Here is a 14,126-nt window from a genome sequence, read left to right as displayed (position 1 = left end):
TGTTGCAGATCTTTGCCACTTCTATTGACGGTTTTTCGACGTGGCATGCAGCCACGCCGATCGAGTTATAGCGCTGGACGCTCCAGTTGGACCCACTGCTGCACGCTTGCGCGCTGCCATTGTTGCATGGCGTAGTCCTTGAGCTTGTGCGGAACGGGATCGGCATTCAGCACGAGGCGATTGAGCATCAATGCGAGGTCCATATCGGCTATGCACCACTCGCCGAACAGATTTGGCGAATCGGCTGGAAGCAATGCGTCGGCGGCGGCGAAGAGTTTTTGAGCCGCTTGCTGTGCGCGCGACGAAAGCGGGCCGCTGCGCGATCCGTAGAAAATAACTTCGGTGGAACGCTCCTCGCGAATCGGCAGCAGATCGCTGCGCAGCCAGGCCTGCACCTGGCGCGCTCGCGCGCGCAGACGCCGATCCTGCGGATAGACCGGAGGATCCGGGAAAGTCTCGTCGAGGTACTCGGTGATCGCGGACGACTCGGATAGCGCGAAGTCTTCGTGTATCAGCGTCGGCACACGGCGTGTCAAGGAAAGGGTCGCGTAGTCGGTGGCGAGATTCGCTTTGCTAGCGAGATCGATGGTCGAAAGGTCATATGGCAAGCGCTTTTCGTGAAGCGTCACGAAGACGGACATCGCGTAGGGGCTCGCGAATTGGGTGTCGGTGTACAGGTGGAGGCGGTCTTGTGGCATACGGGCTCCGTTTCGTTAGTCAACGATGTCGAGATTGGAATACTAACCGCCCGTTGCGCGCTGTGCGGCGTTTCACCAGTGCGGATTGGCCATCTCGCAGGCCAGCAGACAGCCTAACGCCGACACGGAGCCGCCGAACAAAATCGCGCGAGGGGCTTCAAAAAAATAATTTAGCTGATACAATGGCGCCCCTCTGCCCAGGTGGCGAAATTGGTAGACGCACTATCTTGAGGGGGTAGCGCCGAAAGGCGTGTGGGTTCAAATCCCGCCCTGGGCACCATTTCGAATCGTCGGTTCGAATCTTCAAGCGCTTCGCGCTTTCTTCAGACAACGGCGGCCCGTACCAGACCATCGCGTTGTCTCTGCTTCTTCTGCGGCTCACTTTCATCGCTCAGAACTCGTTCCGATAGGCAAATAGCCCCGGAAGCCCGCCGCTCATCACGAATAGAATCTTCTGTCCCGCAGAATACTTGCCCGTATTCACGTTTTCGACGACACCCGCAAATGCCTTGCCGCTATACACGGGATCAAGCAGTAGACCTTCCGTCGCTGCCATCAACCGAACCGCAGCGCGCATGTTATCGGTCGGAATGCCATAGCCGGGTCCAAGCTGCGCTTCGTCGATCGAGATCGCGTCATCACTCACGCTAAGGCTTCGATCGATCAGTCGAACCGTCTGATTCGCTTTCTCCAAAGTAACCGTGCGCGCATGGCCGGCATTCCCATACACCGTGAATGCGGCAAGACGTGACGGATCGAGGCCCAGCGCAACAAAACCCGCAACCAGTCCCGCATGCATGCCGCCGCTTCCGTTCGGCACCACGATGCGATCGAAAGCCACGTTTTGCGCGTGCGATTGCGCGACGATTTCAGCGGCGCAGTCTGCATAGCCGAGGCAGCCGACCGGGCTCGAACCACCCAACGGACACACATACACGTTACGGCCCTGCGCTCGCAATTCGCTCGCGCGTTCCTCGGCGAATTGCAGTGCGTTGGCCGTGCCGGGAAGATCATGTACGCGCGCATCGAATAGCGCATCGAGCAGCACGTTGCCGTTCTCCATGTAGTCGTGATCGGAACGGGGCACGGCTCTCGTCAGCACCAGTTCGCATTGAAGTCCGACGCGAGCCGCCGCGGCCGCCGTCAGGCGCGCATGGTTCGATTGACGTGCGCCGACGGTAATGATGGTGTCCGCGCCACACGCGAGCGCTTCGCCAATCAGGAATTCGAGCTTGCGCAGCTTGTTGCCGCCGCCACCCAGTCCCGTCAGATCTTCTCGTTTGACGTAGATGTCCGCGCCGCCGAGGCGAGCGCTCAGACGCGCAAGGTGCTGAATTGGCGTCGGGCCTTCGAGAAGCGCGTGGCGCGGAAACCTTGATAAATCGAGGCGGTGCGATGAGGCGGAGTTCATGGTCGTGGGCGGGCGAGAGGGTTGAAAGAGACGCTTCTATTCACTTGACCGACGCAAAGTTTGCATTGAGTACAGTACTCAATGCGTCAACGTCCGTATTCCAGCCAGCAATTTATCAACTTCGGCGTCGGTGGTCAGATAGCTAACCGATGCGCGCGCGATCTGCGTCAGCCCTCTGATCGTCATATCGAACGGTGTATATGCGACGCCATTCGAGCCGATCGTGATGCCCTGCGCAGCCAATGCGCGTCGCACCGACATGGCGTCGAGTCCGGCGACGTTGAACGACACCAGACCGGATCGTTCGACACCCTGGTCGAGTACGGACACGCCCGGCATCGCGGCCAACCGCTCGCGCAATGTCTGCGCGGTCCGATCGATCTGCGCGCGGATGTTGTCGATGCCGATTTCCAGCGCTTCGTCCAATGCATTCGCCAATCCGCAATGCAGTGCAATCGACGCTTCCGATGATTCGAGACGCGCGGCATCGTCGCGCAGTACCGGTTCGCCATTGGCGTCGAGCGGCGCGGAATAAGTGTCGACGAAGGCCGGCGTCAAGCGGGGCAGAAAATCCCGCCGGACGTATAACAGTCCGGTGCCGCGCGGTCCGCGCAGTGCCTTGCGGCCCACGCCCGCCAGCACATCGCAGCCGACTTCGACGACGTCGATCGGCAGTTGCCCGATGGCCTGCGCCGCATCGATGAAATACGGAATGCCGTGACGGCGCGCTACCTGCCCAATCGCGGCAGCCGGATTGATCAGTCCGCCATTGGCCGGCAGCCACGTGAGTGCAATCAGTCGGACCCGGTCGTCGAGCATCGCTTCGAGTGCGCGAGGATCAACCCTGCCGCTGGCATCGGAAGGAATCGTCTCTATCGATGCGCCCGCGTGCTGCGCCAGAAGACGCATCGTCGCGAGATTGCCGCCCCATTCGTGCCGCGCGACGAGGATGCGTTGCCCCTCGCGCCACGGACCAAACGCCGCGAAAGCTGCGCCCCATCCCGACGAGTTGCCGGTCGTCAGTGCGATCTCGGCAGGCTGAGCGTTAAGCAGTCGCGCGGCGAGCGTGCGCGCCCGCTCGGTCTGTTCGCCGGCAGCCGCGCCTGCTTCCATGGGTCCCATCGACGCTTCCCGCAACAGATGCACGTGAATCGCTTCGAGCGTGGCGGCCGACGGCAGCGACGCGCCCGCATGATTGAAATGCGTGGTACTGAGGACACCGGGTGTGCGGGCACGTATTGCGTCGATGGCTGCGGGCGACAGCGGAGAGGACATTGGCGGCTCCGAGTGTATGAGTGGAATTCAGGCATTCTTCAATGCGACAACCGCTTCGACTTCGACGGCGACTCCCGCCGGAAGCGACGCGACACCGACCGCGCTGCGTGCGTGACGGCCGACGTCGCCGAAGATTTGCACCATCACGTCCGACGCACCATTGGCAACCGTGCTCTGCGCAGTGAATGCCGGTGTGCTCGCGATGAACACGTTCAGGCGCACAACACGGGCCACGCGTTCAAGCCGGTCGCCTGTCGCCGCGACGATCTGCGCGACGACACCGAGCGCAGACAGCCGCGCGGCCTGAGCGCCTTCGGCGTCGCTGATATTGTCGCCGAGACGCCCGAGATATGCAGGCTGTCCGTTGTTGCGCGAAATCTGACCGGAAATGTAAAGCAGATTGCCTTCTTGCACGAAGGGCACGTAATTGGCGGCGGGTGCGGTCGCGGATTCGAGCGTCAGGCCGAGGCTGGCGGCGCGGGAGCTAATCGAGGAGGTCATCGGAAGGGTACCGTGTTAGTGACGGGAAAGCTTCGATGCTATCGATTCGCGCCGCACCCGACCAACGAATTATCGTGCCCGACGCATGAGCCAAACTAATGCGTTCAGCCGAGCCGGTCCTGCTGCGCCGTTTGCATGATCCACGAGCGGAACGCGGTCGCGGCGGCGTCGAGCTTGCCTTTGCGCGTGACGAGCCACCAGCCGATGCGCGGATCGTCGAGCACCGCGTCGGGCAATGCCGGCACCAGCGAGCCTTGCGCGAGCTGCTGCGCGATCAGCCGATGGCGGCCCATTGCGATGCCCTGTCCGGCCAGCGCCGCTTCGACGACGATGTTGTAGTCATGCAATTGCACGCGTTGCGCGTCGCCGAGAGCGAGGCCGGCATGACGCGACCATGCTTCCCATTCGAACGAATGCGTCGAATACGAAATCAGCAGCGGGAAACGCAGCAGGTCCAGTGCTTTGCGCGGACGCTTTCTGCCGGCAAGCAGCGACGGACTGCACACCGGCGAAAGACGCTCGGACATGAGCCTTTGCGAAGCGACACCCGGCCAGCCGCCGCGTCCATAACGAATCGCCACGTCGACTTCGCCGCCCGGCACATCGGCGAGTGCGATGTCGGGCCGCAATTGCAGTTCGATGTCCGGATGCGCGAGCGGGAACGTATGCAGACGCGACGCGAGCCAGCGACTCGCGAATGAAGACAGCAGGCCCACGTTCAGCGTTTTGCGTTCGGTGGAGAATGCGCGCACTTCGCTGGTGCCGAGCCGCAGCAGTTCGAACGCCGCGTGGACTTTCGCATAGTACGCGCGGCCGGTCCCGGTGAGTTCAATCGCGCGCGTTTGGCGCTCGAATAGCGCGATACCCAGATCGGCTTCGAGCTTCTGGATATGGTGGCTCACCGCGCTTTGCGTGACGAACAGTTCTTGCGCCGCGCGGCTGAAACTCAGGTGGCGCGCGGCGGCTTCGAAGGCGCGCAGCGAAAGCAGAGGCGGCAAGGGTCGGGCGGTGCGCATCGAATCGGGCGATAACAGCGTGAGCGAAGTCTGCCGTTATACGCCTGATGCGACGCAATTAGAACCCTTACCGTCGACCTTCATTCCTGCCACGCCGCGCCTTCCGGATACCAGTACTTGTCCAACGTCCCTTGAATCATCTCGATGCTATAGCCCGGCCGTTGCGGCGGCATGTAGTGCCCGTTGCGGATCACCACGGGGTCCACGAAATGCTCATGCAGATGATCGACATATTCGAGCACGCGATTTTCGAGCGACGCCGACACACAGATATAGTCGAACAGCGAAATATGCTGCACGTACTCGCACAAGCCGACGCCACCCGCATGCGGGCACACCGGCACTCCGAACTTCGCGGCCATCAGCAGTACGACGATCACTTCGTTGAGTCCGCCGAGCCGGCAACTGTCGATCTGGCAGAAGTCGATGGCTTGCGCCTGCAGCAGTTGCTTGAACATCACGCGATTGTGGCAATGCTCGCCGGTTGCGACGCCGATCGAGCCGAGCCGCCGGCGAATCGCCGCATGACCGAGGATGTCGTCGGGACTGGTGGGTTCCTCGATCCACCACGGGTCGAACTCGGCGAGACGACGCATGTTCGCGATCGCTTCATCGACGTCCCATACCTGGTTCGCATCCATCATCAGCTTCAGGTTCTCGCCGATCTCTTCGCGCAGAATGCGCGCGCGCCGCACGTCTTCTTCCAGGTCGCCGCCGACCTTCTGCTTGAAATGCGTCCATCCCTGCGCGACGCCTTCGCGCGCGAGCCGGCGAATCTTTTCGTCGTCGTAGCCGAGCCAGCCCGCCGAAGTGGTGTAGGCCGGATAGCCATGCGCGAGCATCTCCTTTTCACGCTCGCCTTTGGTTTTCGCATGACGATGCAGCATCGCAAGTGCTTCGTGCGGTGTGATCGCATCGGTCACATAGCGAAAGTCGAGGCAGCGCACGAGTTCTTCCGGAGTCATGTCGACCAGCAGCTTCCAGACCGGCTTGCCGACGGATTTTGCCCACAAGTCCCACACCGCGTTCACGACCGCCGCGGTGGCAAGGTGAATCGCGCCTTTGTCCGGGCCGATCCAGCGCAGTTGGCTATCCGAAGTAAATGCACGCCAGAAAGCGCCCATATTCGCGGCGATATCTTCGAGCTTTTTGCCGACGATCAACGGCGTGAGTGCATTCACGGCAGTCACGCAGATTTCATTGCCGCGGCCAATCGTGAACGTGAGGCCGTGGCCGGTTAGATTCGGCGTGTCGGTTTCGAGCGTGACGTAGGTGGCGGAGTAGTCCGGCGCGGCATTCATCGCGTCCGAACCGTCCAGCGAACGTGAGGTGGGGAACCGGATGTCCCGAACGGACAGCCTTGTGATCGTCGTCATCTGCGCACCCTCCGGGGCTATGGCTATCGGCTTGTCCGTCTGCGGACGCAGACGGATCGGCTACCTGCGCACGTCTCCATGCGCGCGTTTCTGCCGCGTGTACGGGTAAGCCCTCGGTTCCCAGATACCAGGCATCCCTAGGTATTCCCCAGGCATTTGTACGCGTTGACAACGCGGCATTCACTTTCTAGCATGCTAGCATGTTCTCTCGAAATCAAGGCCTCCGTGAACTCGTCAGCCGAACTGGAGAATGCCGCCGGCAGTCCTTATGTCGCACTGCAAAAAGTTGGCGGCGGCGAGCGCGGCAGTTTGACCGACGCGGTCGAGGCGGCGTTGCGAGAAGCGATTGTTACCTTGGCGTTGGAACCCGGCATGATGATCGACAAGATGGCCGTGTGCGAAAGGATGGGCGTGTCGCGCTTTCCGGTGTCGTCCGCGTTGGCAAGGCTTGCGCATGCGGGTCTCGTCGAGGTATTGCCGCAGCGCGGCACGCGCGTCAAACCGATTGCGCTCGACGACATCCGCCAGCATCTATTCATCCGCAGCGCACTGGAAGTCGAGACGGTGCGCGGCGTGGCGCGAATGCACGACCGGGCGACGCTGGACGCGTTGGCCAGCAATCTCGACCAGCAGCGCAGTCTGGCTGGAAGTGGTGAACGTCTGGCGTTTCATGCGCTCGATCTGGCTTTCCATGAAATCCTGCTCGACGCGGTGAAGCTGCCGCGCGTGAAGGAAATCGTCGCGGTGTCGCGCAATGCGCTGGATCGCGCGCGGCAATTGCTCGCAAGTCCGGAACGGCTCGTGCATACGCTGGAAGAGCACGAGAGCATCTTCAAGGCCCTTTGCGCCGGCGACGGCGATGCGGCGGCCAAAGCGATGCACGATCATCTCGACCAGGTGGTCGCCGAATTGCACCGGTCCGCAAAAGAGAGGCCCGACCTGTTCGCGCCTTGAATGAAAGCTGCAATGAAAGCCGTTGTCGAGTCGTAAGAAGCTCCACCGAAAAAGCGTTGGTGATATAGGCAGCCGTCGACAGATCAGCACATGAACCCACTCATTTCCGTCAACAAGCTTTGCAAGAGCTTTCCGGGCGTAAGAGCACTTCATGACGTCCGCTTCGAACTCATGGCCGGCGAGGTCCACGCGCTGATGGGCGAGAACGGCGCGGGGAAGTCTACGCTGATGAAGATTCTTGCCGGCGTCTATACGCGCGATTCCGGCGAAATTCTCTTCGACGGCAAACCCGTCGACTTTCAAGGTCCGCGCGACGCGCAAGCGGTCGGCATCGGCATCATTCATCAGGAACTGCAACTGATGAATCATCTGAGCATCGCGCAGAACATCTTTATCGGCCGGGAGCCGCGCAAGGGTCTCGGTCTGTTCCTCGACGAAGACAAGCTGAATGTGCAGGCACGCGAGATCCTGGCCCGCATGCACGTGAAGCTCGATCCGCGCACGATAGTCGGCACATTGACCGTCGCGAGTCAGCAGATGGTCGAGATCGCGAAAGCCCTGTCTTTCGATTCGCGCGTGCTGATCATGGACGAACCCACCTCCGCGCTCAACGATGCCGAGATCGCCGAGCTGTTCCGGATCATCCGTCAATTGAGAGAGCGCGGCGTCGGCGTCGTCTATATCTCGCACAAGATGGACGAGCTGAAGCAGATCACCGATCGCGTCACCGTGATGCGTGACGGCGAGTATGTGGCCACCGTGCCGACCGAGGGCACCAGCGTCCAGACGATCATCGGCATGATGGTCGGACGCACGTTGGGCGACATGACGCCGGTCGAGAGCGCGCCGGTAAAAGGCGAAGTCGCACTCGAAGTGAAGAATCTCGTCGCGGGTCCGCTCGTGCGCGACGTCAGTTTCGAATTGCGCAAGGGCGAAATACTCGGCTTTGCCGGCTTGATGGGTGCGGGCCGTACGGAGGTCGCGCGTGCGGTGTTCGGCGCCGACCCGATCGAATCGGGCGAGATCTTTGTGAAGGGCGTGAAGGCGTCGATCAAAAGGCCCAGTGATGCGGTCAAGCGTGGCATCGGCTACCTGTCGGAAGATCGCAAGCGCTTCGGCCTGGCTACGGGAATGGATGTCGAATCGAACATCGTGATGTCCGATCTCGGCAAGTTCCTGTCGCTCAATATGTTCCTGCGCAGCGGGCAGATTCGCAAAAGAGCGCAGCACTTCATCAAGCTGCTTGCGATTCGCACGCCTTCGGCGACGCAGCAGGTTCGGCTCCTGTCGGGCGGCAATCAGCAGAAGATCGTGATTGCGAAATGGCTCGAGCGCGATTGCGATGTCCTGTTCTTCGACGAACCGACGCGCGGCATCGACGTCGGCGCGAAAAGCGAAATCTACAAGCTGCTGCGCTCGCTGGCGGCGCAAGGCAAGGCGATCGTGATGATCTCCTCCGAGCTGCCCGAAGTTCTGCGCATGAGCGACCGCGTCGTCGTGATGTGCGAAGGGCGCATTACCGGCGAACTGTCTGCCAGCGAAGCGACGCAGGAGCGCATCATGCATCTCGCGACGCAGCGCGAATCCCTGAAAACGGCACAAGCCTGAAGAGGTCTATGACATGACAATGCAAACGGATACCGCGGCGCTGGACAACGAACGGCGCACTTCCGGGCTGAAAGCGCGAATCTTTGCGCCAACCGCCGTGCAAAAGATGCTCGCGTTCGCGAGCCTCATTCTGCTGCTGGTGTTCTTCAGCTTCGCGTCACCGGCCTTCATGCAGATGGACAACATCCTCGGCATTTTGCAGGCGACTGCCGTGAACGGCGTGCTGGCGATCGCGGCCACGTTCGTGATCATCACGGGCGGTATCGATCTGTCGGTCGGTACGTTGATGACGTTCACCGCCGTGATTTGCGGTGTATTTCTCACGTACTGGCATCTGCCGATGTGGATGGGCGTACTCGCGGCACTGGCGACGGGCGCGGTGTGCGGCACGATCTCGGGCACGCTGACCGCGAAAATGAAGATCCCGCCATTCATCGCGACGCTCGGCATGATGATGCTGCTCAAGGGGCTTTCGCTCGTCGTGTCGGCCGACAAGCCGATCTATTTCACCGATACCGAGAACTTCTACCGTATTTCCCAGGACTCGCTGATCGGCTATTTTCTGCCGAGCGTGCCGATTCCGAATGCGGTACTGATCCTGTTCTTTCTCGCGATCGTCAGTTCCATTACGCTCAATCGCACCGCGCTCGGCCGCTATACGTTCGCACTCGGCAGCAATGAAGAGGCGGTGCGGCTCTCGGGCGTCAATGTCGATCGCTGGAAGATCGCAATTTACGGCGTGGGCGGCGCGATCTGCGGCATCGCGGGTCTGTTGATCGCGTCGCGGCTCAATTCCGCGCAGCCGGCGCTCGGTCAGGGCTACGAGCTCGATGCGATCGCCGCAGTCGTGATCGGCGGCACGTCGTTGAGCGGCGGTTCGGGCACGATACTCGGAACCATCATCGGCGCTTTCATCATGAGCGTGCTGACCAACGGGCTGCGCATCATGTCGGTCGCGCAGGAGTGGCAGATCGTCGTGACGGGGTTGATCATCATTCTGGCGGTGTACGCGGACATCCTGCGGCGCAGCCGGGGAAGTTGATGTAGCAGCAAGGAAGCAGCAAATAAGCAGGGAACGCAGGAGCAGCAGAGAGAGGGCACGTGAAGGCTCCCTCGAAAGCTCGATAGCGGCTTGAAAGCCCAACCATTGGAGGAGGCCCCATGTTGAAGAGAAGACTAATCGGTATCGTGGTCGGTGTCGGTGCGCTCGTTGGCGGAAGCAGTCTCGCGTATGCGGATGAGCCGTATATTCCGCTTATTTCGAAAGGCTTCCAGCATCAGTTCTGGCAAGCCGTCAAATTGGGTGCCGAGCAGTCCGCGAAAGCGAACAACGTCAGGATCACGTTCGAGGGACCGGAAACGGAAGCGATGGTCGACAAGCAGATCGACATGCTGTCGGCCGCGCTAGCGAAGAAACCGCAGGCGCTCGGTATCGCGGCGCTCGACAGCAAAGCGGCCATCCCCTTGCTCAAGCGCGCCCAGAACGACAAGATTCCGGTGATCGCATTCGACTCTGGCGTCGACAGCGATATTCCGTTGACGACCTGCGCAACGGACAACGTCGCCGCCGCCGCGCTCGCCGCGGACAAGATGGCCGAGTTCATCGGCAATTCCGGCGAAGTCGGTGTGATCGTGCACGACCAGACCAGCCGCACCGGTGTCGATCGTCGCGACGGTTTCGTCAATCAGATCAAGTCGAAGCACCCGAACATCAAGATCGTCTCCGTGCAATACGGCGCCGGCGACCACCTGAAGTCGGCGGAAATCGCCAAGGCCATGATCCAGGCGAATCCGAACCTGAAGGGCATCTTCGGCGCGAACGAAGGTTCCGCGGATGGCGCGGCGATTGGCATCAAGGAGTCGGGTAAGAAACTCGTGCTGATCGGCTTCGACTCCGGCAAGGAGCAGAAGGACAACATCATGTCGGGCTTGATGGCCGGCGCGATTACGCAGAATCCGGTCGGTATCGGCAAGTGCACGGTCGACTCGGCGGTCAAGGCACTGCATGGCGAGAAGCTGCCGAAGAAGATCGATACCGGTTTCTACTGGTACGACAAGACCAACATAAACGATCCGAAGATCGCAGCCGTGCTGTACGACTAAGCAAGGCCGGCGATCGCGACTCGGGAAGCCGGGAACGCGGAAATCATTAAAGAGGAAGAGCCACGCTCTTCCTCTTTTTTATTGCCTTTGCGCAACATCGGAATGACGTCGCACCGAGCAGGGCGCTGCGCCGCAACAACGTGCTATCCGAAACGACCGCACCGGTCGCGCGACTGCGCAATAGCGGCGGTCCAGTGCTTTAAAAACGCGGCTAATAGTCATTTCACGCCATTGCCCGCATTAATCTGATATTTTATGTTTATGTAATCGCCGCACGAGCCGTCCATTCGCATGCCGATTCGGACCCACTAACCGTCGAATGCGCAGGTCATGGCTTTTACCGAACCAAGGTCTCCATTTTTCAAGTGGCTCGTGTCCTCGGCTCAGAACCTGAGTCCGGACAACCGGCAGATTCTGCTTGCTAATCTGTTTACGCGAACCGCTTCGATCATATTCGCATCGATTTGCGAAATCAGCGTTTGCGCGACTGCGTATTATCTCTATCCAATACCGCTGTATGCCGCGTGGGGCATTGCGGTCGTCGCATTGCTGATCGCGCGGCTCCTGTTGATCTGGCTATGCCGCACGCGCGCCGCAAAAGGGCTACCCACACCGACTTCCGCGTTTCTTTTCGCGAGTCTGTTGTGGAGCGCGCTATTCGGTTTCGGCACATTTCTGTGCAATATCAGCGGGAGTCCCACGCTTTTTCTGCTTGGAAACGTTTGCGCGGTCGGTGTGATTGGCGGATTGGCCGGACGCAATGCGAGCACACCGCGGCTTGCGTTATTGCAGATCGTTTTTATTCTGAGCTTTCTGAGTATCGGTGCGGCGATGTCGCCGGGCAATGGGAAGCTCGTGTTGCTGTTTCAGGCACCGTTTTGCGCGGCCGGTTTTTTCACGGTTGCGCTGCGCAGCAATCGCGACACCGTCGCGCTGCTGCTCGCGCGCGAAAACAGCCATCGCCTCGCGCGCCAGGACAGCCTGACCGGCTTGCCGAATCGCGCGCGCATCAGCGAGTTGCTGCTCGAGCGCACCGGCGAGAGTTCGACCGGGCAGGGCGGAGCGTTTGCGGTGCTGCTGATCGACCTCGATGGCTTCAAGGCGATCAACGACAGCCTCGGTCATGCCGCCGGCGACCAGATCCTGCAGGAAACGGCGACGCGTTTGCGCGACCTGCTGCCAAGCGGCGACCAGGTTGGCCGCCTCGCGGGCGACGAGTTCGTGGCGATTTCGGACGACACCGGGCAGCTTCGCGACGTGCGCGTGCTGGCCGATCGCATCGTCAGAACGCTGGCGCGGCCGTTCGTGCTGAGCGAAGCGCTCGTGCATATCGGCGCGAGCGTCGGCATCGCGCTGTACCCGGAGCATGCCAAAACGGGTCCGCAATTGCTGATCTGCGCCGACCGCGCGCTGTATGGCGTCAAGCGCAGCGGCAAAAGCGCGTTTGCGATTTTCGATGCCGAGAAGCACGTATCCGACGAAAGCCTGAGCCTGCTGCGCAGCGACCTCGAAGGCGCGCTGAAGTCGTTCGATGGTTTGCGCATGGAGTATCAGCCGATCATCGATCTTCACACCGGCGCGGTGGCGGGCCGCGAGGCGCTGATTCGCTGGGCTCATCCGACGCGCGGCGAGTTGTCGCCGTCGGCGTTCATTCCAACCGCCGAGCGCACCGGCCTGATTCTCCTGTTGGGCGAATGGGTGCTGCTGCAATCGTGCATGGCGGCGTCGACGTGGCGCGACAAGGTGATCGTTGCGGTCAACGTATCGCCGGTGCAGTTGCGCGAGGAATCGTTCGCATCGACGGTGACGGCAATACTTCGGAAAACGCGGCTACCGCCGACGCGGCTCAATCTCGAAGTCACGGAAACGGCACTGCTGAACGACGACGAAGTGACCCGCCGCAATATCACCCGGTTGCGCGCGTTGGGTATCGGGCTGGCGCTCGACGACTTCGGCACCGGCTTTTCGACGATGTCGACGCTGGTGCGCTTCTCGTTCGACAAGCTGAAGATCGACAGCTCGTTCGTGCGCGAGGCCGTGCATGGTCGCGAATCCGCGGCCGTGGTGCGCGGCATCGTCGCGCTCGCGCGCGAGATCGGCATGCCGACCACGGCCGAGGGCATCGAAACCCAGGAACAGCTCAACTTCGTGCGCGTATGCGGTTGCACGCATGCGCAGGGTTATCTGCTGGGCAAGCCGATGAGCAGCGAAGAAATCGAGCAGTGCGAAGCCGTGCTCGATGCGCGTGTCGCCGACAAGGCCGCGCCCGCGGACTTTTGATAACCGTTACCGATGCGATCGAGGTCGTGATGTCATCTCCCTTGCAATTCCAATTGCGGATCACTGCGTCGGCGGCGCTCGCCGACTCGCTGCGCGCGGACCCTTCGTGCGCAGCGCATCCCGCACTTCGTGCCCTTTTGCAAACGCATCAAGCAACGCTCAAATGCCAGTTCGATGCATTCGCCGACTACGTGAGCGAAGCGGAAAGAATGGGCGCTGAAAACTACCCGCTTTATCAATGGACGCGGCAGACCATCGAGAACCCGGAGAAGAAAGCGAAATACCTGCAGTCGTTCACGCTCTATGTGAATAGCGACGAAGTGTATGACAAGGATGTCGCCGATGCGCTCGAAGTCGGCTTGTCGAAATTGATCGACGCGAACGGCATTGTTCGTGTGTCGAGGTTCGACACGAATCCCGCCAACAATCCACAGCCGCCCGCGCGCATGTGAGGCGGCCGTTTAAATTTCACTCTGAAAGCTTCACGGTCAAGCGACTTAACATTTGACGACACGCCACGAAGTTCGTGAGACGATGCCATTTCACTTATTTTTGTGGGAGTGCGACATGGGACTTCTGGACGAAGTGGGCAAGATCGCCGGTGCGGTCGCCGCCGTTGAAGCCGCGGAGAAAGTCGATCCGCAAGCGGGTCTGCTGACCAAAGGCATCGCCGCTATCGCTGGATTCGAAGGCGCCGGCAAGCTCGAAGAGCTGGTGGAAAAGAAAGAAGAGGAGAAGCGGGACGACGCCGACAACGCTCAAGCCGCGGACGATACGAGTTCGCAAACCTGAGCGGCGCTCAGGCGGATTGCCGGTTGCATGCGCGTGATCGAATTGCGCGCTGCACCGGCAATTCGTTTTTATGAGCGGTTCAATCTCAATCCCCAGCTCCCGCTGTTCTCCC

At 60.9% G+C, this 14,126-nt stretch carries 13 protein-coding genes and 1 tRNA gene; 8 read left to right on the top strand and 6 right to left on the bottom strand.

The window, feature by feature from the left end; all coding sequences use genetic code 11:
- Window positions 1-65: 65 nt before the first annotated feature.
- Window positions 66-698: a glutathione transferase gene (yfcF, locus tag QFZ94_RS07655; protein ID WP_429456075.1), complete on the bottom strand. Its 633-nt coding sequence runs from the start codon at window positions 696-698 to the stop codon at window positions 66-68.
- Between the two features lie 195 nt (window positions 699-893).
- Between yfcF and QFZ94_RS07650 the strand changes: the two genes are divergently transcribed.
- Window positions 894-978 (top strand) — tRNA-Leu (locus tag QFZ94_RS07650).
- A 111-nt stretch (window positions 979-1,089) separates the two neighbouring features.
- On the opposite strand, the gene QFZ94_RS07645 is transcribed toward QFZ94_RS07650, so the two are convergent.
- From QFZ94_RS07645 to QFZ94_RS07625, 5 genes are all read right to left on the bottom strand, one after another.
- On the bottom strand, window positions 1,090-2,109 hold the full coding sequence (locus QFZ94_RS07645) for a D-cysteine desulfhydrase family protein (RefSeq protein WP_410850196.1): 1,020 nt from the start codon (window positions 2,107-2,109) through the stop codon (window positions 1,090-1,092).
- Window positions 2,110-2,187: 78 nt separating this feature from the next.
- A complete protein-coding gene (locus QFZ94_RS07640) occupies window positions 2,188-3,384 on the bottom strand; it encodes an aminotransferase class V-fold PLP-dependent enzyme (protein WP_429456074.1) in 1,197 nt (398 codons plus the stop codon).
- Window positions 3,385-3,411: 27 nt separating this feature from the next.
- Window positions 3,412-3,885, bottom strand: a complete 474-nt coding sequence (locus QFZ94_RS07635) for a RidA family protein (protein WP_429456073.1) — start codon at window positions 3,883-3,885, stop codon at window positions 3,412-3,414.
- A 104-nt stretch (window positions 3,886-3,989) separates the two neighbouring features.
- Window positions 3,990-4,901: a transcriptional regulator GcvA gene (gene gcvA, locus QFZ94_RS07630; protein ID WP_368583044.1), complete on the bottom strand. Its 912-nt coding sequence runs from the start codon at window positions 4,899-4,901 to the stop codon at window positions 3,990-3,992.
- 80 nt (window positions 4,902-4,981) lie between these two features.
- A complete protein-coding gene (locus tag QFZ94_RS07625) occupies window positions 4,982-6,277 on the bottom strand; it encodes an L-fuconate dehydratase (RefSeq protein ID WP_429456072.1) in 1,296 nt (431 codons plus the stop codon).
- 192 nt (window positions 6,278-6,469) lie between these two features.
- Here QFZ94_RS07625 and QFZ94_RS07620 point away from each other — a divergent pair, with 192 nt between their 5' ends.
- From QFZ94_RS07620 to QFZ94_RS07590, 7 genes are all read left to right on the top strand, one after another.
- Complete coding sequence (locus tag QFZ94_RS07620; RefSeq protein WP_368583041.1) at window positions 6,470-7,231, top strand: GntR family transcriptional regulator; 762 nt, start codon at window positions 6,470-6,472, stop codon at window positions 7,229-7,231.
- A gap of 90 nt (window positions 7,232-7,321) precedes the next feature.
- Window positions 7,322-8,839 (top strand): sugar ABC transporter ATP-binding protein, encoded by a 1,518-nt coding sequence (locus QFZ94_RS07615; RefSeq protein ID WP_429456071.1) that lies wholly within the window; start codon window positions 7,322-7,324, stop codon window positions 8,837-8,839.
- 13 nt (window positions 8,840-8,852) lie between these two features.
- Window positions 8,853-9,881 carry an ABC transporter permease gene (locus tag QFZ94_RS07610; protein WP_013092574.1) on the top strand — a complete coding sequence of 343 codons (1,029 nt, stop codon included), beginning with the start codon at window positions 8,853-8,855 and terminating at the stop codon, window positions 9,879-9,881.
- 119 nt (window positions 9,882-10,000) lie between these two features.
- A complete protein-coding gene (locus QFZ94_RS07605; protein WP_368583036.1) occupies window positions 10,001-10,942 on the top strand; it encodes an ABC transporter substrate-binding protein in 942 nt (313 codons plus the stop codon).
- A gap of 330 nt (window positions 10,943-11,272) precedes the next feature.
- Window positions 11,273-13,222, top strand: coding sequence for a putative bifunctional diguanylate cyclase/phosphodiesterase (locus QFZ94_RS07600; protein WP_429456070.1), 1,950 nt, complete (start codon window positions 11,273-11,275; stop codon window positions 13,220-13,222).
- Between the two features lie 29 nt (window positions 13,223-13,251).
- Complete coding sequence (locus QFZ94_RS07595; RefSeq protein ID WP_429456069.1) at window positions 13,252-13,674, top strand: hypothetical protein; 423 nt, start codon at window positions 13,252-13,254, stop codon at window positions 13,672-13,674.
- 115 nt (window positions 13,675-13,789) lie between these two features.
- Entirely contained in the window at window positions 13,790-14,014 is a 225-nt protein-coding gene (locus tag QFZ94_RS07590) for a hypothetical protein (protein WP_429456068.1), read from the top strand.
- Window positions 14,015-14,126: the final 112 nt, after the last annotated feature.

This window comes from Paraburkholderia sp. JPY465 (assembly GCF_050436725.1).
In the GTDB taxonomy this organism is placed as follows: domain Bacteria; phylum Pseudomonadota; class Gammaproteobacteria; order Burkholderiales; family Burkholderiaceae; genus Paraburkholderia; species Paraburkholderia youngii.
This window is presented reverse-complemented; position numbering and strand designations above follow the sequence as displayed.

Coding starts and splice junctions, on each gene's coding strand:
- yfcF (WP_429456075.1), bottom strand. CDS start 698: ATGCCACAAGACCGCCTCCACCTGTACACCGACACCCAATTCGCGAGC.
- QFZ94_RS07645 (WP_410850196.1), bottom strand. CDS start 2,109: ATGAACTCCGCCTCATCGCACCGCCTCGATTTATCAAGGTTTCCGCGC.
- QFZ94_RS07640 (WP_429456074.1), bottom strand. CDS start 3,384: ATGTCCTCTCCGCTGTCGCCCGCAGCCATCGACGCAATACGTGCCCGC.
- QFZ94_RS07635 (WP_429456073.1), bottom strand. CDS start 3,885: ATGACCTCCTCGATTAGCTCCCGCGCCGCCAGCCTCGGCCTGACGCTC.
- gcvA (WP_368583044.1), bottom strand. CDS start 4,901: ATGCGCACCGCCCGACCCTTGCCGCCTCTGCTTTCGCTGCGCGCCTTC.
- QFZ94_RS07625 (WP_429456072.1), bottom strand. CDS start 6,277: ATGACGACGATCACAAGGCTGTCCGTTCGGGACATCCGGTTCCCCACC.
- QFZ94_RS07620 (WP_368583041.1), top strand. CDS start 6,470: ATGCTAGCATGTTCTCTCGAAATCAAGGCCTCCGTGAACTCGTCAGCC.
- QFZ94_RS07615 (WP_429456071.1), top strand. CDS start 7,322: ATGAACCCACTCATTTCCGTCAACAAGCTTTGCAAGAGCTTTCCGGGC.
- QFZ94_RS07610 (WP_013092574.1), top strand. CDS start 8,853: ATGACAATGCAAACGGATACCGCGGCGCTGGACAACGAACGGCGCACT.
- QFZ94_RS07605 (WP_368583036.1), top strand. CDS start 10,001: ATGTTGAAGAGAAGACTAATCGGTATCGTGGTCGGTGTCGGTGCGCTC.
- QFZ94_RS07600 (WP_429456070.1), top strand. CDS start 11,273: ATGGCTTTTACCGAACCAAGGTCTCCATTTTTCAAGTGGCTCGTGTCC.
- QFZ94_RS07595 (WP_429456069.1), top strand. CDS start 13,252: ATGTCATCTCCCTTGCAATTCCAATTGCGGATCACTGCGTCGGCGGCG.
- QFZ94_RS07590 (WP_429456068.1), top strand. CDS start 13,790: ATGGGACTTCTGGACGAAGTGGGCAAGATCGCCGGTGCGGTCGCCGCC.